Genomic DNA, 18,609 nt, shown 5'->3' with positions numbered 1-18,609 from the left:
AAGAATACCTATTCCTAAGCCCTATAAAAAATGAAACACAGATCCCTGCTTATCCTTTTCCTGATATGCAGTGTAACTCTCGCCGTTAATGCGCAGACTTACAGCATATTGATCAAAGGCGGAACGGTCATCGACCCTAAGAATAACCTCAACCAGATCATGGATGTAGGGATATTTGAAGGAAAGATCAAGAAGGTTGCCAGGGACATCGATCCTAAGGAAGCCCGACAGGTTGTGGATGCCAAAGGCATGTATGTCACGCCCGGACTCATTGATATTCATGGACATGTGTTTTTCGGAACGCAACCAGACCATTATTTAAGTAATGGTTTGGTTGCATTACCACCCGACGGCTTCACTTTCCGCGTAGGCGTTACGACCATTGTGGACGCCGGCGGTGCGGGTTGGGATTCGTTTTCTGAGTTCAAAAAGAATGTTATTTTTAATTCCAAGACGCGCGTTCTTTCCTTCCTTAACATTGTAGGCGAAGGCATGCGCGGGGGAAATTGGGAACAGGATACCAGCGACATGAACCCCGAGCTGGCTGCGGGCGTCGCGCTGAAAAATAAGAATGATGTGGTCGGCTTTAAAGTCGCACATTTCATGGGCAATGACTGGAAGCCGGTCGATAATGCTGTGAAGGCGGGCAAGCTGTCCAACATGCCCGTCATGATCGATTTTGGCGGAAGCACGCCGCCCTTGCCATTGGAAGAATTGTTTTTGAAACACCTTCGCCCCGGAGACATTTTTACACACGCATATACTTTGCTGGAAGGCAATGTAAGAGAAACCATTGTAGATGAAAAAGCGCGGAAAGTGCGCCCGTTCGTTCTGGAAGCGCGCAAGCGCGGGATTATTTTTGACGTCGGCTACGGCGGCGCGAGCTTCAATTATTCACAGGCTATTCCTGCCATCAAACAAGGCTTTTTCCCCAACACCATCAGCACCGACCTGCATACGGGCAGCATGAACGGCTCCATGAAGGACATGCTGAGCATTATGTCCAAATTTTATGTGATGGGCATGGATCTGCCTTCGGTGATTAAGGCCAGCACCTGGGAACCTGCGCAGGTGATCAAGCGCGAAAACCTGGGACACATTTCAGAGAATGCCATTGCAGATGTCGCCATATTTTCGATGCGCAAGGGCAATTTTGGTTTTTATGATAAAACCGGTTATAAAATGGAAGGAAAAGAAAAGCTGGAATGCGAGATGACGATCATGGGCGGCAAGATCGTCTACGACCTCAACGGCATTGCCAAGCCGATCTATCTGAAATAGCTGCTGACCCTGTTATTCCTAAACTCCTCTATAAATAATGCGCTACCATTCTCTCAAACTCTCAGCTTCGCTTCTGCTGCTTTTTGCATTGGGTTTTACCCATAAGAGTGACCGGCAAAGTGACGTGGTTAATGACAAGAACGGCGGCCTGTTCCTACCGGACGGCTTTGAAGCAACCGTTGTGGTGGACAGCCTGCCCGGCCGCGCCCGCCACATTGCCGTGAATGACAATGGTGATATTTATGTAAAAGCGCGTTTTTCCGGAAAAGGGAAATCCGTGATTGCGCTGCGCGATACCAATGGCGACGGCCGTGCAGACATTATTAAACATTTTGGTGGACGTGACGGTGAAGGTGTTTACGGAACTGCCATGCGCATTTACAAAGGATATCTTTATTTCAGTTCAGAACTGATTGTTTCACGTTACAAACTGAATCCGGGCGAGCTTGTTCCGTCTGGCGAGGAAGAAATAATCCTTACCGACGACCACGCGCACGGCATGCACGAGCACATTGCAAAGCCGGTCACATTTGATGACAAAGGATTTATGTATGTGCCATTTGGCGCTAATTCCAATGCCTGTCAGGATGATAACCGAATCCCCTCATCCAGCGGCCTCGATCCTTGCCCTATCCTCGAAGATCACGGCGGGATCTGGCGTTTTGACGCGAATAAGAAAGGTCAGTTGCAGAAAGACGGCCTGAAATTCGCGACCGGCTTGCGGAGCGTAGTGGCGCTCGACTGGAATTTTGCTGATAATAATTTATATGCATTGCAGCATGGCCGGGACGATTTATTGCGCCTGTTCCCGCAGCTTTTTTCTCCCTGGCAAAGCGCTATGCTTCCTTCCGAGGAGTTTTTACGGATCAAAGAGGGCACGCATGCAGGCTGGCCTTATTGTTATTGGGATCAAATGCAGGGCAAAAAGATCCTTAACCCTGAGTATGGCGGTGATGGGAAAGAAGTGGGCCGCTGCGGCGAGTATGAAAAACCGCTGATCGGTTTTCCTGGCCACTGGGCTCCGAATGACATTCTGTTTTACCAGGGAAACCATTTTCCGGAACGCTACAAAAACGGCTCCTTTATCGCATTCCACGGTTCTACCAACCGCGCTCCTTACCCGCAGTCAAGCTATTTTATTGGATTTGTTCCTTTCAAAAATGGCCAGCCAGCAGGTGATTATGAGGTCTTCGCAGACGGCTTTGCTGGCGTAGATCCGATTGTGAATGTCAGCGACGCGGTTTATCGACCAATGGGCCTGGCGATTGGTCCTGATGGTGCGCTTTACATTGCGGAGACAGAAAAAGGGAAGATCTGGAAAGTGACTTACAAAGGCGATAAAAAGAAATTTACAAAAACGGCTTTGGTCAAAATGGAAAAGAGAAAATCCATGTCCAACATCCGCACGCCGGACGAAGTTGCCGACAACCTGGACAAGGATAAGCCCGTCGCCGGTGGGAAGGTTTACAGCGTTTACTGCTCAGCTTGTCATCAGCGAAACGGCATGGGCGATATGCAGCGTTTTCCACCTTTGGGCGGTGCCGAATGGGTAACCGGAGACAAGGAACGCCTTATAAAAGTATTGCTCAAAGGGCTGGAAGGGCCGTTGGAAGTGAAAGGGCAATCCTATAACAATGTAATGCCCCAACACAGCTTTTTAAAAGATGAAGAAATCGCAGAAGTTCTGACGCATATCCGCAGTAATTTTGGAAACACCGCCAGCGCCGTTTCTGCTGATGAAGTTTCGAAAGTCAGAGCAGCCGTTGAAAAAACAAATTAGCAACAACGTTTTTCTCCTTCCAACCTCGTTTAAGTGGATATTACTCTCCGGCAATTGAGTGTTCCTTTAAGGGGTTGGAGGGAGAAAAATCAGACATTTATTTATATCACGTTTCTTTACATTTGATGTTTAAAAATAAGATTTTAGCCGCAAATTTTATCGTTTTAGCCGGAATTATTCTGACTGGATTTTCTTCCGGGCCTTTCAATCCGCACGTCAGCCAGGATCCCTGGAAAGCACCCGCCTGGGCCGACACACTGAAAAGTCCCTATCACGAGGAACCGCTGACATTGGCGCAGGGCGAAGAACTTTTCACACTTTACTGCGCCACCTGCCACGGCGACGCTGGTTATGGTGACGGCGCAGCGGGCGGCGCGTTGGGGCAGAAACCCGCTAATTTTCACGACACATTGGTAAAAGCCCAGAGCGACGGCGCCATTTTCTGGAAAATCTCCACCGGCAGGGGTAACATGCCGCCATTTAAAGATGTGTTCACCGACGAGCAGCGCTGGCAGCTCGTGGCCTACATCCGTCATTTAGGCAAAACTGAATAAACTGAACCCATAGGATAAAATGCTGACTATTAGCCGTTATTTCAAACCCAAAGTCGCTGCATTGCTGCTTGCCACCATTGCAGGACATGCATTTGCGCAGCCCAAAGAAACCGTCACAAGCACGCCGAAATCACTGCGCGACGACATTACCATTGAGCACTACATGAAAATTGAGCCGGAAGCGGTGCGGATCATTCAGCATCCGGTCACGGGGGAAATTTATTATACGACGTTCTTTGGCGATGTATTAAAGATCGTCACCAACAACGGTCAGCCCGAAAGTAAGAAAATCCTCAGCGCCGAAGACCACGGCATTACGCGCTTGCAAGGTGCGGCATTCAAAGGGAATACATTGTTTTTGGCAGGAAACATTAATGTCAACAACAACAAAGGGAACAAAGGCCGCATGGTTCGTTATGAGCTGAAAGCTGGCGTAGATACGAACTCAACTGAAAAGCCTGCGATGACGGTTGTTTTCAATACGGTGGAATATGGTGCCAACAAAACGACATTTGACCACGGTTGGAACGCGTTGGAAATCAGTCCGGATGGCAAATATATTTTCGTAAACACCGGCGCCAGAACGGATCACGGCGAAGTGCAGGACAACGGCGGTGAATATCCAAATGCGCGCGATAATGCATTAACAGCCAACATCTTCCGCTTCCCGATCGATGCCAAAGACTTGCTGCTTTCCACCGATACACAAAAATTAAAAGCCGACGGCTATCTCTACGCAGAAGGCATCCGCAATGCATATGACATGGCTTTTGATCCGAAAGGAAATCTGTTCGCAGTCTCCAATTCAGGTGATTACGACCATTCCGAAGATATGTTCTGGGTGCGCAAGGGCCATCATTACGGTTTTCCGTGGGTTATGGGCGGCATCGATAATCCGCAGCAATTTCCAGATTATCAACCCAATCCGGACACCGATCCTTTCCTGAGCAAATTTGCTTTTGCCTGGCTGATGAAGTATTTTCACAATGACCCAAATTTCCCGAAACGCCCCGCGGGCGTGAAGTTCAGCCCAGGCGTGCAGAACATGGGCCCGGACGCCAACGAGTACCGCGACCGCAAAACCGGCCAGGTCTACGACGGCGATTCCACGGGCGTGGGCGTAAGCACATTCAACGCGCACTCCTCCCCGCTTGGGTTGTTTTTTGATACTAAAAATACGCTGGGCAAAGACCTTACCGGTGACGGTTTTGTCATCCGTTACACGGGCGGACCAAGAAACGGGGTCGCTAATCCAAGTCCGCTAAGGAAGCAAGGACGGGATTTGTTACACCTCGAAATGGCCTACGACAAAGCCTCAGACAATTACAAAGTTAAAACCACCCGCATCATCGACGGTTTTACTTCGCCTACGGATGCATTGCTTGTTGGCAATACGCTTTACATTATCGAGTACGGCGGCAAGCAGGGCGGAAATAAATCGGGCGGAAGCATTTGGAAAGTGACGCTGCCTGCGAACGAGAAAATGGCTAAAAAGAGCAAGAAAAAAAGATCATAATACATTCGTTAATAACTTAATTATACTATCATGTCCGAAAGAAGATCAATCCTTAAAAAATTATTCGCCTCAGTTGCCGGAGTAGCCGGAATTGGCGTTGCTTCCAAAGCAATCGCAGAAACGCCTGCTGCGCCAGCGCCCGAAAAGGAAGTCGGTGATGTTGTTATGTATCAGGATGTTCCCTTGTTTTCAGGCCATACCAAGTTCAATAATATGGTGTTCATTGCCGGCAAAGGCGCCCACTTCGAAGGCGATATCACCGCCCACACCAAGCACGTCCTGGACGAACTGGAAAAAGAATTGATCAAAGCCGGTTCTTCAATGGAGAAAGTGTTGAAATGCAGTGTTTTCCTGAACGATTTGAATGACTATAAGGCAATGAATGAGGCTTACAAAGGCCGTTTCGGCTCAAAACCGCCTTGCCGGACGACGGTGGCTGTTTATGGTGGAGTGCCGGGGGACTCGTTGGTGGAGATTGATTGTATTGCTTATATCTAGGAGGATAGCATGGTGCTGCCCTTCGGCCGCCGGGCGGGGCCGCCCGCTAAGGGTGACAACGGCAGTTGTTAGTGTCGCAGGGGTATGCCCTTCGGCTCCGCTCAGGGTGACAGGGCTGGTTTAGCATGGTGCCTGCCCTGTCACCCTGAGCGGAGTCGAAGGGCAGGCACCATGCTAAACCGGTCTGCGTAACGCCCGACCGGCCAACAATAACCCCCTCCCCCAAAATCAAATCTTTATTCTGGCATAATCCAATTTTGCCGAATCTAATTTTAAAATAAAAAATAAAGTCGGTGTTATATTTTAAAATTAAGCGATTAAGCAGTTTCTTTGTTGCCTGACCCAATAAGATTTGAACAAACGACAACGCATCGCTGAGGAGAATGTAATTCTTCTGAATCTCTGGCAACAATCCCAGGCCGGGGACAGTCTTGCATTTTGTCAGCTTGCCGATAAGCAATATCGCACGCTGTTCAACTACGCCACCAGCTTCACGTCGGACCGGGAATTTATCAAGGATTCCATTCAGGAATTGCTGATCCACATTTGGGAAAAGCGCGAGACAATTCACATTCAGTTTGTTTCCATTTACTTTCTGAAAGCGCTTCGCAATCAGTTGCTGCAAGAATTCCGGAAAAACAATCCGGCCAATTCACTGCTGGACATTGAAGAAGTTGGGCAGATGTCAGATTATCAGACTGTCGAAACGCAGATTGAGCAAAGTGAAATATACTCTGAAAACCAGATTAAAGTACGCTCGGCCATAGAAGAACTTCCACGCCGCCAGAAAGAAGCCGTTTTCCTCAAATATTTCGAAGGAATGGATAATGAGCAAATTGCAGACCTCATGCAAGTCAACCGCCAATCCGTCGCCAACCTCCTCTTCAAAGCCATATCCTCTCTAAAAACCCATATCCGCGCAGTAACAAGCCTGATGCTGCTGGTTTTTGTGAATAATGGTTAGCCTTGCTATTGATTAAGCTCATCAGATTTTTTCAATCCCCAATTGCTTACATATCGCCTCGCAAAGGTGCTTGTCAATCTTAGGATGCCGCGGAATTGTGGTTTGTTTGCTGTTGAGGACATTGGAGTAAAGATCATGTTTTGCCCCGTTTCTTTTTAAGTAACAACTGTGATTTTCAAGATGCCTGATTAGTTCGTTTCTTTTTATTGACATCAGGCAAATTCTAATTCTTTCGTAGAGATAATTGCGCCATAGATCTCATCCTCAATGAATTGATCATCTTGTGGCAAACTCTCGAAAGAATCCTGGGCATATAGACTGAGCGCGTCGCTGATGTTTTCCATCACTTCGTTGATGGTTTCTCCTTGCGTCATGACAGATGGAATTTCCTTGATGCGTCCGATCAGGAATTCCTCGCCCTTTGATATTAATACTGTGAATTTCATATGAATGTTTAGTGTGGTTTAAAACAGAATTAAAACTAAACATTAAAACGCCATCTCACAAACTTTACGTCTCAGAACATTCATACTCAAAACGGCTTCCCTCAAAAAATAATTTCTAAAAAAAGAGTATTGACCGCAGGAAAGTGCATCCTTAAATAAAATAGCTATACAATTATTTGCCCTATATGCACAATTACCGCAATTTTCTTCCGGAGGAACTCGCAGCCGATCCATCGTTCAGACGCTGGACGTTGTTTAACGATCCCGAAGAAGACATTTTCTGGGCTGAATGGCTTGAACTTAATCCGGATAAAAAAGAGCTTGTAGCAAAAGCAAAATACTTTCTGAATAACACCAAATCGGCATTTGACCAGATTTCCGAAGATGAAATTGCAAATGAGATTTACCGGCTTTCACATTCGATTGGCGAAAATAAGGCGAAGAAATCGGGTATAAGAAAGCTTTTCAGGCCCAATTGGTATAATATGGCGGCTTCCGTATTGCTGCTGATGTTTGCGGGATGGTGGTTTAACAAGCAAACGCCTTCACAACAGCAGTCAGACCAGTATAAGGTGATCCTGAGCCAGATTAAGGAGCCGTTGGTGAAGGCTGAGAATGTGACGGACAAGGCGCAGCTGATCGTTTTGGCGGATGGAAGCTCGGTGCTTTTGCAACCCAATAGCCGTATTACCTACCCTTCCAGGTTCGAAGGAAATAAGAGAGAAGTGTTCCTGAGCGGGGAAGCGTTTTTTGAAGTTGCCAAGAATCCGGACAAACCCTTCTATGTATACGCACATACACTGGCGACCAAAGTGTTAGGCACCAGTTTCAAAGTGAGCGCATTTGAAGGCGATAAGGAAGTGAAGGTTGTAGTAAAAACAGGAAAAGTTTCTGTATTTCCGATGACCAAAGAAGCCATCGCAACGCAGCAGGCGGACGATAAGCTTGGTGGAATGGTGTTAACACCAAATCAACAGATCGTATTCGCCCCCAAAGAGTTACGCCTCACACGTAGCCTGATTCCGGACCCGAAACTGCTTGAATTACCGATCCAGAGCCAGTCATTTGAATTCAAAGGCACGCCTATTACCGATGTTTTTGAGACGCTGGAAAAATCTTATGGCGTGAAGATCATTCACGATGCCGATGTAATGAAGGATTGCTATCTGACCGCATCCCTTTCCGACGAACCGCTTTTTGAAAAAATAAACCTGATCTGTAAAACGATAGGCGCCCAATATGAACAGCTGGATGCCAGCATTATCATTACCAGCAAAGGTTGTTACTAACGTTCCTCACCAATCCCCTAAAATTCTGACAATGCCTATGACGAGATCTGCTACCAGTCCCCTAAAAAATGAGCCGATGATGCTGCAACACCACCGGCTCCGTTAATCCCCTGTTTGTTTCTTCTTACGGTTATCGCCTCGCAGCGGCCGTGGGAATCAATTAATGCCAAATTTTAATCCGACAAAAATCAAAATTATGTCAAAAACAGTACAAATTCATCATGCTTTACAGAAAATCATGCGCATTACGCTGTATCAAGCTATCCTCGCTATCGTCGTCAGCACATTCGTGCAAGCCAATGACGTACGCGGTCAGCGGGTTTTAGAACAAAAAGTAACGCTGCGTTTAGCCAATGCCGAAATTGACAAGGCACTGGAAAAAATTGAGAATGTGACCAAGGTTAAGTTTATGTATAACCCGCAGATTTTCAATGCACAGAAATATACATTCAAATTCCAGGACGAAGCATTATCCGATGTGCTGGGCAAAATCCTCGCTCCGCACAAAGTGACTTACGAAGTGGTGCAGGACCGTATCATTCTGAAACGCGAAACGGCAGCCTCTGAAACAGGATCTTCCTCCAAAGAAGCACCGAAACGCAATGTTACAGGTGTGGTTACGGATGAAACGGGCGCGGGTCTTCCGGGTGTAAGTGTTTTGGTAAAAGGCACCCAGCGCGGAACATCTTCGGACGCGGAAGGAAAATTTACGATGGACATTCCGGATGCAGAAGCAGCGTCAGCAGTGCTGATTTTCAGCTTTGTAGGTTACACGCCACAAGAAGTTGCAGTCGGAACGCAGACAACCATTACGGTTCAGCTTGCTCCTGAAGCGAAAGCATTGAACGAGGTTGTTGTAACGGCTTTGGGTATTTCCAAAGAGAAAAAAGCACTTGCCTATGCAGTGACCGAAGTAAAAGGTTCTGAATTCACACAGGCCCGCGAAAACAACGTTGCGAATGCATTGACAGGTAAAATCGCCGGTGTAAATGCAACGGGGATGTCGACAGGACCGGGCGGATCGAGCCGGATTATCATTCGTGGTAATGGTTCTTTGAGCGGAAACAACCAGCCTTTGTATGTGATCAATGGTATGCCGATGGACAACAGCGTTCCGGGCGGTGGCAATGCTTCTGACGGAAATGGTAACAATACCGACCGCGGGGACGGAATCGGCGGGATTAACCCGGACGATATTGAATCGATCAGCGTTTTGAAAGGCGGACCGGCAGCAGCTTTGTACGGTGCTCGTGCGGGTAATGGTGTTATTTTGATCACAACTAAAAAAGGTCGCGCGCAAAAAGGCATTGGTGTGGAATTCAACAGCAACTTTACAACAGAGAACCTTGCGATCATTCCGGACTGGCAATATGAGTTCGGGCAAGGTGTGGACGGTGTAAAACCACTGACGCAAACGCAGGCAAAAAGCTCAGGACGCTTGTCATATGGCGCAAGAATGGACGGCACGGATGTGATCCAGTTTGACGGCCAGATGCGCCCCTATTCACCTCAGAAAGACAATCTTAAGAACTTTTACAGAACGGGAACGAACTACATTAACTCCATTGCCTTCACAGGTGGAAATGACAAGATCAACTTTCGTTTTGGTCTGAACAATACAAAATCAAACAGCATTGTCCCTAACTCGGACTTCACGAGAAGGATTGCGAATTTGAACGTAAATGCATTTTTGGGTAAAAAACTGAGCATCGAAACGGTTGTTCAATACAACATTGAAGACGGCCACAACCGTCCGAAAGTGGGTTATGCAGATTACAACCCGCACTGGGCAACACATTTGATCGCCAACACGGTGGATATCAGAAGCCTTTCTCCTGGTTATGACGCCGTTACAGGCAAAGAATTGGAATGGAACCCGGTTCCGGCTGCACCAAACCCTTATTTTGTCATTAATAAATTCAAAAACGACGACCGTAAAAATCGCTTTCTGGGACAGGCCAACATTCGTTACGATATCCTTGATAACCTGTTCATCAAAGGAAGCGTGAGCCAGGATTACTACAATTTCAAATACGAATTCATCGTGCCCACGGCCAATGCTTTCGAACCGCTTGGAAAATACGAATCCAACAGTACGACTTCGTCTGAAACCAACGGCATGCTGACATTGAACTATAACAAGGAGTTTGAAAATTTCAGCTTCTCGGCATTACTCGGCGGTAACACGCAGCGCAGCATTTACGACGAAATGGCTTACAGAGGCGCGGAGTTCACAATTCCAGGCTTTTACAGCTTTACCAACCTTGCAACGACAACAACGACGCCAAGATATTTGAAAAGCGGCATTAACTCGGTGTTTGGATCGGTGGATTTGGGTTACAAAGGATTGGCTTACCTGACCATGTCGGGCAGACAGGACTGGTTTTCTGTTTTGAACAAATCTAACAACAGCATTTTTTATCCCGCAGTTGGTGGAACGGTGATTCTTTCTGAGGCTATTGATATGCCTTCGGCGATCAGTTTTGCCAAAGTGCGTGCTTCATGGGCGCAGGTGGGTGCTGTAAACGTTGATCCTTACCGGATTTACCAAAGCTATCAAATGGCACAAGGCGGTCACAATGGTCGTCCGGTGCAGCAATTGGCTTCGGCATTGGTTCCTAACCCTGATTTGCGTCCGCTTACTTCCACCACTTATGAAGCTGGTTTGGAAGCACGTTTCCTGAACAACCGTTTTGGTCTTGACCTTACTTTTTACAATCGTAAGACCACTAATGACATTGTGCAAAGCAACATTGCATCGTCATCAGGATATACGCAGGCACTTTTGAATGTGGGCGAACTGAGCAACAAAGGCGTTGAGCTTTTGCTGACTGCAACTCCGCTTCGCAAGAATAATTTTACGTGGGATATCAGCTACAACATGGCTTACAACCAAAGCAAGATCGTGAAACTGGCTGATAACCTGAAAACATTAAGCATTGGACTTGGTGTAGGCGGCGGTATGATCAATAACGTTGTCGGCGGGACTTACGGAGAAGTTTGGGGTTACAACAAGAAAACGGACGGCAACGGAAATGTGGTTTTCAACACAGCCAGCGGATATGCCGTAAGAGGTGATCTGGAAAAACTAGGCAATGGTATTCCTCCGTTGACGATGGGTATCACGAACAATTTCAAATACAAAAACTTCTCGCTGAACATCCTGATCGATGGTAAATTCGGAAGCGTGGTTTACTCCAACATGTATCAGTATGCGTATCGTTTTGGTTTGCCAAAAGAAACATTGCCAGGCCGCGAAACGGGTGTAACGGTAACGGGCGTAACGCCTGAGGGTGCTCCTTTTACCAAAACCTGGGAGAAAAAGGATGTGGATACTTATTATGACAATGACAAAAACTACACGGGAATCTTCACTTTCAACAACGATTTCGTGAAGCTGCGCCAGGTGATTTTGAGCTACAACCTGAATGTGAGCAAAATGTCATTCCTGAAACTGCAATCTGCTTCGGTGTCGCTGGTTGGCCGTAACCTGCTGCTGCTTTACAAAGACAAGCGCAACAATTATTTCGATCCGGAATCGAGCTATACTAATGGCAATGCGCAAGGTCTGGAAGCATTCGGGGTTCCAAGAACGAGGAGTTTGGGTGTGAACCTTACAGTGAAGTTTTAATCATTAAAAAGCATTTTAGTGAATATGAAAAATTTGATAAAAGTCCTATATCTGGCTCCGGCCCTGTTCATTGCCTCCTGCGACAATGGATTTGAAGAAATGAACATTAACCCCAATGCTTCGACGGAAGTTGTGCCCGGCTTCCTTTTCACAAGGGCGCAACTTGTGACGGTGAGCAACAACTTTACCGGCGCGGCTTACCTGACGATCGGCGGTTCGATGCAGCATTTCGCAACTTATAAGGAAGTGCCTGGCGCGGGTGACAAATATTTCAATTTCGGTTACAGCCAGGGCAGCTGGCAGCTGTATGGCGGCGATCCGGTTTCTCAGGGTGCGGTGATTGACATTGCGCAGGTTATTGAAGCTGTTTCAACAAATCCTGCCGACGTAAACAAGCTGTCCGTTTCGCGGATCTGGAAAGCTTATCTGTTCCATCGCTTGACGGATTTATACGGAGACATTCCTTATTTTGACGCAGGAAAAGCACTTTCCAGCCAGAATTTCACACCGAAATACGATACGCAGCAAGCCATTTACGCGGATATGCTGAAAGAGCTGGACGAGTCGATCAATGCATTTGATGCGGCGCAACCTACTTTTGGAAATGCGGACCTGGTTTACGGCGGGGAAATTGCAAAATGGAAAAAATTCGGTTACTCGCTGATGCTCCGCCTCGGAATGCGCCTGACAGAAGTGGATCCGGCCAGCGCTGAAACCTGGGTAAAAAAGGCCATTGCAGGCGGTGTGATCACATCTGATACGGATATGGCGACGATCGCTTACGTGGACGGCTCCATTACAGCCAGCAGAAATTTCATCGCTGCGGGCCTCATGGCGACAGATTATGTTTCTCCAGGCGGTGACAATGTGGAAGGTGGAAAGTTGGCCAAAACATTGGTTGACCATTTGAAAACAACCAAAGATCCGCGTTTGAATGTAATCTCTGTGGTTTGGACAAAAGCTTCTGCAACAGCTCCTTACGTTGCCGACACAGCTACTGCTTTGCAAAAAGGAATGCCTAATGCTGCTTTCAACTCATTGCCCGCAGATTTTGATTCTTACTCCGAGCCAAATCCGAATACGATTTTGAAATACAATGCGCCTTTATTGGTCTTCACCCCTGCGGAAGTGCATTTGCTGCTTGCTGAGGCTGGTTTGAGAGGCTGGTATTCGGCTACAACGCCAGCTGCGGAATATGAAAGTGCGGTAACATCAGGCATGAAGCAATGGGCTGCATTTGGTGCAGGCGGTGTCATTTCCGATGCCAAAATCGCTGCTTACCTGAAAGCAAATCCCTTTAAAGCAACCGGAACATTGGCTGAAAAAATGGAGCAGATCGGCACGCAGAAGTGGGTCGCGCTATTTTTGGAAGATGAATATGAAATCTGGTCCAATTGGAGACGCACCGGATACCCTAAGCTGACGCCTACCAACTATCCTGGTAACCTCACCGGCGGAAAAATCCCAACCCGTTTTGTAATTCCTGATTCGGAAGAGCAGTATAACCAGGCCAATTTCTACGAAGCAAGAACCAGACAAGGCGGCACGAATACGCTGTCGAGCATGGTTTGGTGGGATAAATAATTTTTAAAAAACAATGCACGATCAGACTTCCAGGCCACAAACCCGGAAGTCTGATTTATTCATAACCAGCGCTCTAACATTAAACACACTTGTAGCATTAAAAACGAGCCGAGAATTCCTTTAACTATCTAATGCCCATATTCCTAATCCTGAAAACATGAACAAGAAATTACGCTTAACTTGTTTTGCGCTGCTATTTGCATGCGCCGCCAACGCCCAGCAATATTCTGTGGTGATCAAAGGCGGCCACGTTATCGACCCCAAAAACAATGTGAACGGCGTTATGGACGTGGCCCTCAAAGGCGACACCGTCATGCTCGTTGCCAAGAACATCGATGCCAAAGAAGGCAAGCAGGTCGTGAATGCAAAAGGGCTTTTCGTAACGCCCGGCCTCATCGACATGCATTCCCACAACTTTTACGGCACCAAGATGGACCAGACTTACAGCAATGGTCCGAATGCATTGCCACCGGACGGCTTCACATTCCGCACGGGCGTTACCACCGTTGTGGACGCGGGCTGCGCGGGCTGGAAGTCTTTTCCTGATTTTAAGAAACAAACCATTGACATTTCAAAAACCCGCGTGCTCGCATTCCTGAACATTGTAGGAGAAGGCATGCGTGGCGGCACTTACGAGCAGAATGTGGACGATATGGACGCAGCTGCGACGGCAAAAGTGGTGAAGGAAAATCCGGATTACATTGTCGGCATAAAACTCGCACATTACAACGGTTACAACTGGACGCCCACCGAACGCGCCGTGGAAGCCGGAAAGCTTGCTAATGTGCCTGTGATGGTTGATTTCGGCGGAAGCAAGCCCGTTTTACCGCTCCAAGAATTGTTTACAAAATACCTGCGCCCAGGCGATATTTTCACACATTGCTTCGGCCAGCTCAGCAGCCGGGAGCCGATTCTGGACATTGCTACGGGCAAAATTAAGCCATTCGTTTACGACGCGCGTAAGAAAGGGATTCTTTTTGACGTGGGTTACGGCGGCATAAGCTTCGCCTTTTCACAAGCCATTCCAGCCGTTAAAAGTGGTTTTTATCCCAACACCATCAGCACCGACATTCACACCGGCAGCATGAACAATGCCATGAAAGATATGCTGAATGTTATGTCCAAATTCCTGGCTATGGGCATGGATCTTCCGGCTGTGATCAAAGCCAGCACCTGGGCGCCTGCACAAGCCATTCACCGCGAGGAGCTAGGAAACCTTTCAGTTGGCTCGCGTGCAGATGTGACTGTTTTGAGGGTTCTGGATGGTAAATTCCAATTGAACGACACAGGAACATTCGGTTTCTGGGATTACACAGGAACCAAGATCCAGGGAAAACAAAAGCTCGAAGCTGAGGTGACAATCCGCGCCGGAAAGGTCGTTTATGACCTCAATGGCCTCACCGAACCGCTCGTGATTACCAAAAGATAGTTTGAATGATAAGCCATTCGATGCATCTTTGACATTTATCTTGCCGCAATTTTATTTTTCAAACATGAGAGTACAATTTTTAGGTGTAATAGCCCTTTTAGCCCTCAATTTTAATGGTCTGCAAACGACACAGGCGCAAATGATGCCTAAGGAAGAACTGATGTTCCTCACTTCCGAATGGAAAGGCGAACGCTTCCCTGACGGCCGCCCTAAAGTCTCCGACGAGCTCATTAACCGCGCCAAAAATATCTCCATTGAAGAAGCGTGGGTGGTGTTGCAAAATGAAGGTTACAACTGCCAGTTCGACGGAAACTGGAAAATATTGAAAGACGACATCGTCATCACGGGCCGGGCACTAACCGCCCAGTTCATGCCCTCCCGCCCCGACGTTGAAAAGCTCGTAAAAGACCGCGGCAACAAAAACGGCATGTTAGGAAACACCAATTCCTGGCCCATCGATAAGCTTTCCAAAGGCGACGTATACGTAGCAGACGGCTTCGGCAAGATCGCCAGCGGAACATTGATCGGCGACAATTTAGGAACATCCATTTTTACAAAATCAGGCAATGGCGTTGTTTTCGACGCATCCGTCCGCGACCTGGAAGGACTTTCCAAGATCGAGGGTTTCAATGCATTTGTAAGAGATTTTGACCCATCGTTCTTAAAAGACGTTTTCCTGACCGGCATTAACACGCCAATCCGCATTGGCCGCGCCATTGTATTGCCAGGAGACATTGTGCTTGCTAAAAAAGAAGGTGTGATCTTCATTCCGGCGCACATGGCCGAAAAAGTGATCCTAACCGCCGAATTCCTCACATTAAGGGACAAATTCGCCCTCCAAATGCTACGCGAAGGCAAATTCACCCCCGGCCAGATCGACAACCAATGGACCGATCAGCTCAAAGAAGCATTCCTGAAATGGCTGGACAGCAATCCAAAGGAAATCCCGATGAAACGCGCCGAACTGGACGAATACATGAAGAAAAGAACCTGGTAACCTTCCTAGTGAAATGCCAGGGCACTTTTGCGTTCTTTTTTCAATAGCATTATAACGACAATTATATGAATGTTTACAAGCTACTCGCTGGTGTCGCAGGTCTGTGTCTGCTCGTTGCGCTTTTTCTGGCGCTCTCCGGAAACCTGCCGCAAGCTGGTCCCTTCTTTATTGCTTTTTTCCTGGCGCTAGCCGTGAGTTTCAGGGGTTTTGAGAAACTGAAAGGTTTTACCTATACAACCGTCATTTTCGCCGCCGTAACCACCGCACTTTACTATCCGCAACATTTCCAAACCGTAAACGGCTTCAAGCTGGCCGCCTTAATTACGCCTTTGATCCAGATTATCATGTTCGGAATGGGGACGTCAATGAGCTTCGGGGATTTTGTAGGGGTTGTAAAAATGCCAAAAGGCGTGCTAATAGGCGTAGTAAGCCATTTTATCATCATGCCAACCATTGGATTCACATTGGCTAACCTAAGCGGCTTCCCACCCGAGATCGCAGCCGGAATTATCCTCATCGGCTGTTCACCAAACGGAATGGCATCTAATGTAATTTCCTATCTGGCCAAAGCAAACCTGGCATTATCGATCACGATCACGGCGATCTCCACCATGCTCGCTCCTATCGTGACGCCATTGCTAATGAGCGCATTGGCAGGTGCATTTGTACAAATCGACACCCTGCACATGATGTGGGACATCATTAAAATGGTCATCATCCCAATCGGCGCCGGATTGCTTTTTAACAAGTTTTTCAGCGGCAAAGCCAAGTGGCTCGACGACGCTATGCCCATCGTTTCCATGGCCGGCATCGCATTCATCATCGTGATTATCACCGCAGCCGGAAGAGACAGCCTCCTCACCATCGGACCGACATTGCTCTTGCTCGTACTAATCCACAATTTATCGGGATACACATTAGGTTACTGGTCCGGCCGCCTCTTCAAAATGAGCGAACGCGACTGCCGAACCATCGCCATTGAAGTAGGAATGCAAAACGGCGGTCTGGCATCTGGTATCGCGAAAGAAATGGGAAAAATGGCCACCGTAGGGCTGGCACCCGCGATTTTCGGGCCGTTAATGAACATTACCGGATCAATTTTAGCATCCTGGTGGCAAGGCAAACCGACGGGAGATGAAGAGACGTACGTGGAGACCGGAAGGGCGCATTGAACGGGAATCCCGGAGGGATGACATATTGGTAGCGAACGTGATATCCGCAAAAGCGTTAGCAAAGACGTATGCCGAACAAAGGAATCCCAGAGGGATAAAATATCGGCGGCCGCCGGGCGGTAGCAAACCACGAACGGATCTAAAAATAGAAATCCCGGAGGGATAACATATCGGTAGCCATCCAAGAAAGTATCCAAAAAGAAAATCCCGGAGGGATGTAACAACGTGCACGCTGTTACATCCCTCCGGGATTTTCTTTTTTCTATCTACATTTTTTGCTACCGATATTACATCCCTCCGGGATTTGCATCTATTTTATCTATCCTTTTTTCCTACCGCGCGGCGGCCGCCAATATTACATCCCTCCGGGATTTGCGTCTATTTTATCTATCCTTTTTTCCTACCGCGCGGGGGCGGCCAATGTTACATCGCTCCGCGATTTATTCCTTAATCCTCTTCCAACAACAACTGCATAAACACCAAATCCAGCCACTGGTCGAACTTATATCCAACCTCCTTCAAATACCCCTTCTCCACAAACCCATATTTCTTATGAAATTCAATGCTGCCGCGGTTGGCGGCGTCTATGCCGGCGATCATGCTGTGCAGGCCGGATTCTCGGGCGCGCTGGATCAAACTGCCTAACAGCTTCCCTCCTACACCTAGGCCTCTTGATTTTTCATCAAGGTAAATCGAATGCTCTACGCTGAATTTGTAGCCTATTTTCGGCCGGAAAATATTGTAAGAGCCGTAACCAATCACTTTTCCTTCCCTTTCCGCGACAATCACGGGCATGCCGTCATTGAACATTTTCTCAAACCATTCCCGTTGCTCGTCCAGCGTCCGGGGCTCGTAATCGTAAATCGCGGTGGTGTTAAGAATGGCGTGATTAATAATTTCTAACAGGGATGGCAAATCCTTTGGAGCAGCGCTTCTGATAATAAGATCCATCAAGTAACGTAGGTTCGATATAATTGGTAAATATGACCTTAAAGTTACCCGATAATTCTTAAAATAAAAGTGCTTCTATTGCTTCGTTTCGCCGTGTTTTCTTTGGTTAATTTTTGAAAATACATTTTTTGCGATAGCTTTGTTCAAACTTTAGGGGTGTCCCGAAATGCGGACTGAGATAATACCCTTTGAACCTGATGCAGTTAGTACTGCCGAAGGGAAAAGTAAGAGATACTGCTATTGTATCTCAATGTATCTTTCTTCCAAAAGGTCCATTCCTGAAGTTTTTCTCAAAAACATTATTCAGAATGGAAATTATCATCAACGGTCAATCGCGTGAATTTTCTGAACCGCTCTCGGTCCAGCAATTACTTTCTGCTCTTTTTCCGGATCCTGCCAAAGGAATTGCTGTCGCTGTAAACCAGTCGGTTATCCCTAAAACGGCGTGGGCAGACCACCCGTTGCAGCCGCACGACCGCGTCATGCTGATCACAGCCACGCAAGGCGGCTAGCCTCC

Annotated in this window: 16 protein-coding genes and 1 riboswitch; of the genes, 13 read left to right on the top strand and 3 right to left on the bottom strand. The window is 47.5% G+C overall.

From position 1 onward, the window contains the following. Positions 1-30: 30 nt before the first annotated feature. From NFI80_RS03230 to NFI80_RS03205, 6 genes are all read left to right on the top strand, one after another. The gene (locus NFI80_RS03230; protein WP_235160198.1) at positions 31-1,281 is read left to right on the top strand and encodes an amidohydrolase/deacetylase family metallohydrolase; all 1,251 of its coding nucleotides are present in this window, start codon (positions 31-33) and stop codon (positions 1,279-1,281) included. A 37-nt stretch (positions 1,282-1,318) separates the two neighbouring features. Continuing rightward, positions 1,319-3,061, top strand: coding sequence for a PQQ-dependent sugar dehydrogenase (locus NFI80_RS03225; RefSeq protein WP_235160197.1), 1,743 nt, complete (start codon positions 1,319-1,321; stop codon positions 3,059-3,061). 125 nt (positions 3,062-3,186) lie between these two features. After that, positions 3,187-3,615 (top strand): c-type cytochrome, encoded by a 429-nt coding sequence (locus tag NFI80_RS03220; RefSeq protein ID WP_235160196.1) that lies wholly within the window; start codon positions 3,187-3,189, stop codon positions 3,613-3,615. Between the two features lie 19 nt (positions 3,616-3,634). Continuing rightward, entirely contained in the window at positions 3,635-5,131 is a 1,497-nt protein-coding gene (locus NFI80_RS03215) for a PQQ-dependent sugar dehydrogenase (RefSeq protein WP_235160195.1), read from the top strand. 27 nt (positions 5,132-5,158) lie between these two features. Beyond that, on the top strand, positions 5,159-5,629 hold the full coding sequence (locus NFI80_RS03210; protein WP_235160353.1) for a RidA family protein: 471 nt from the start codon (positions 5,159-5,161) through the stop codon (positions 5,627-5,629). 352 nt (positions 5,630-5,981) lie between these two features. Then, complete coding sequence (locus NFI80_RS03205; RefSeq protein ID WP_233797793.1) at positions 5,982-6,593, top strand: RNA polymerase sigma factor; 612 nt, start codon at positions 5,982-5,984, stop codon at positions 6,591-6,593. Between the two features lie 21 nt (positions 6,594-6,614). Here the strand turns inward: NFI80_RS03205 and NFI80_RS03200 are convergent, their stop codons facing one another. Beyond that, complete coding sequence (locus NFI80_RS03200; RefSeq protein ID WP_235160194.1) at positions 6,615-6,806, bottom strand: type II toxin-antitoxin system HicA family toxin; 192 nt, start codon at positions 6,804-6,806, stop codon at positions 6,615-6,617. Continuing rightward, positions 6,806-7,039: a type II toxin-antitoxin system HicB family antitoxin gene (locus NFI80_RS03195; RefSeq protein WP_235160193.1), complete on the bottom strand. Its 234-nt coding sequence runs from the start codon at positions 7,037-7,039 to the stop codon at positions 6,806-6,808. The genes NFI80_RS03200 and NFI80_RS03195 overlap by 1 nt, the downstream gene beginning before the upstream one ends. Before the next feature lie 185 nt (positions 7,040-7,224). Here NFI80_RS03195 and NFI80_RS03190 point away from each other — a divergent pair, with 185 nt between their 5' ends. The 6 genes from NFI80_RS03190 (at position 7,225) to NFI80_RS03165 (ending at position 17,141) form a co-directional block, all read left to right on the top strand. Beyond that, positions 7,225-8,328, top strand: coding sequence for a FecR family protein (locus NFI80_RS03190; RefSeq protein WP_235160192.1), 1,104 nt, complete (start codon positions 7,225-7,227; stop codon positions 8,326-8,328). 196 nt (positions 8,329-8,524) lie between these two features. Then, on the top strand, positions 8,525-11,959 hold the full coding sequence (locus NFI80_RS03185) for a SusC/RagA family TonB-linked outer membrane protein (protein WP_235164915.1): 3,435 nt from the start codon (positions 8,525-8,527) through the stop codon (positions 11,957-11,959). Between the two features lie 24 nt (positions 11,960-11,983). Further along, positions 11,984-13,543 (top strand): SusD/RagB family nutrient-binding outer membrane lipoprotein, encoded by a 1,560-nt coding sequence (locus NFI80_RS03180; RefSeq protein ID WP_235164917.1) that lies wholly within the window; start codon positions 11,984-11,986, stop codon positions 13,541-13,543. Between the two features lie 157 nt (positions 13,544-13,700). Continuing rightward, positions 13,701-14,972 carry an amidohydrolase/deacetylase family metallohydrolase gene (locus NFI80_RS03175; protein ID WP_235164919.1) on the top strand — a complete coding sequence of 424 codons (1,272 nt, stop codon included), beginning with the start codon at positions 13,701-13,703 and terminating at the stop codon, positions 14,970-14,972. A gap of 64 nt (positions 14,973-15,036) precedes the next feature. Beyond that, complete coding sequence (locus NFI80_RS03170) at positions 15,037-15,969, top strand: RraA family protein (protein ID WP_233797787.1); 933 nt, start codon at positions 15,037-15,039, stop codon at positions 15,967-15,969. Positions 15,970-16,034: 65 nt separating this feature from the next. Beyond that, on the top strand, positions 16,035-17,141 hold the full coding sequence (locus tag NFI80_RS03165) for a bile acid:sodium symporter family protein (protein WP_026629970.1): 1,107 nt from the start codon (positions 16,035-16,037) through the stop codon (positions 17,139-17,141). Between the two features lie 447 nt (positions 17,142-17,588). Here the strand turns inward: NFI80_RS03165 and NFI80_RS03160 are convergent, their stop codons facing one another. Next, positions 17,589-18,092 carry a GNAT family N-acetyltransferase gene (locus NFI80_RS03160; RefSeq protein WP_026629968.1) on the bottom strand — a complete coding sequence of 168 codons (504 nt, stop codon included), beginning with the start codon at positions 18,090-18,092 and terminating at the stop codon, positions 17,589-17,591. 142 nt (positions 18,093-18,234) lie between these two features. Continuing rightward, positions 18,235-18,330, top strand: a riboswitch (TPP riboswitch). A 70-nt stretch (positions 18,331-18,400) separates the two neighbouring features. Between NFI80_RS03160 and thiS the strand changes: the two genes are divergently transcribed. Next, positions 18,401-18,604, top strand: a complete 204-nt coding sequence (gene thiS, locus NFI80_RS03155) for a sulfur carrier protein ThiS (protein WP_235164921.1) — start codon at positions 18,401-18,403, stop codon at positions 18,602-18,604. Positions 18,605-18,609 lie beyond the last annotated feature (5 nt).

The sequence above is a fragment of the Dyadobacter chenhuakuii genome (assembly GCF_023821985.2).
Lineage (GTDB): Bacteria > Bacteroidota > Bacteroidia > Cytophagales > Spirosomataceae > Dyadobacter > Dyadobacter chenhuakuii.
This window is presented reverse-complemented; position numbering and strand designations above follow the sequence as displayed.

Bases quoted from the DNA above. Each gene is read 5' to 3' on its own strand.
- NFI80_RS03230 (WP_235160198.1), top strand. From the start codon at position 31: ATGAAACACAGATCCCTGCTTATCCTTTTCCTGATATGCAGTGTAACT.
- NFI80_RS03225 (WP_235160197.1), top strand. From the start codon at position 1,319: ATGCGCTACCATTCTCTCAAACTCTCAGCTTCGCTTCTGCTGCTTTTT.
- NFI80_RS03220 (WP_235160196.1), top strand. From the start codon at position 3,187: ATGTTTAAAAATAAGATTTTAGCCGCAAATTTTATCGTTTTAGCCGGA.
- NFI80_RS03215 (WP_235160195.1), top strand. From the start codon at position 3,635: ATGCTGACTATTAGCCGTTATTTCAAACCCAAAGTCGCTGCATTGCTG.
- NFI80_RS03200 (WP_235160194.1), bottom strand. From the start codon at position 6,806: ATGTCAATAAAAAGAAACGAACTAATCAGGCATCTTGAAAATCACAGT.
- NFI80_RS03195 (WP_235160193.1), bottom strand. From the start codon at position 7,039: ATGAAATTCACAGTATTAATATCAAAGGGCGAGGAATTCCTGATCGGA.
- NFI80_RS03190 (WP_235160192.1), top strand. From the start codon at position 7,225: ATGCACAATTACCGCAATTTTCTTCCGGAGGAACTCGCAGCCGATCCA.
- NFI80_RS03185 (WP_235164915.1), top strand. From the start codon at position 8,525: ATGTCAAAAACAGTACAAATTCATCATGCTTTACAGAAAATCATGCGC.
- NFI80_RS03180 (WP_235164917.1), top strand. From the start codon at position 11,984: ATGAAAAATTTGATAAAAGTCCTATATCTGGCTCCGGCCCTGTTCATT.
- NFI80_RS03175 (WP_235164919.1), top strand. From the start codon at position 13,701: ATGAACAAGAAATTACGCTTAACTTGTTTTGCGCTGCTATTTGCATGC.
- NFI80_RS03170 (WP_233797787.1), top strand. From the start codon at position 15,037: ATGAGAGTACAATTTTTAGGTGTAATAGCCCTTTTAGCCCTCAATTTT.
- NFI80_RS03165 (WP_026629970.1), top strand. From the start codon at position 16,035: ATGAATGTTTACAAGCTACTCGCTGGTGTCGCAGGTCTGTGTCTGCTC.
- NFI80_RS03160 (WP_026629968.1), bottom strand. From the start codon at position 18,092: ATGGATCTTATTATCAGAAGCGCTGCTCCAAAGGATTTGCCATCCCTG.
- thiS (WP_235164921.1), top strand. From the start codon at position 18,401: ATGGAAATTATCATCAACGGTCAATCGCGTGAATTTTCTGAACCGCTC.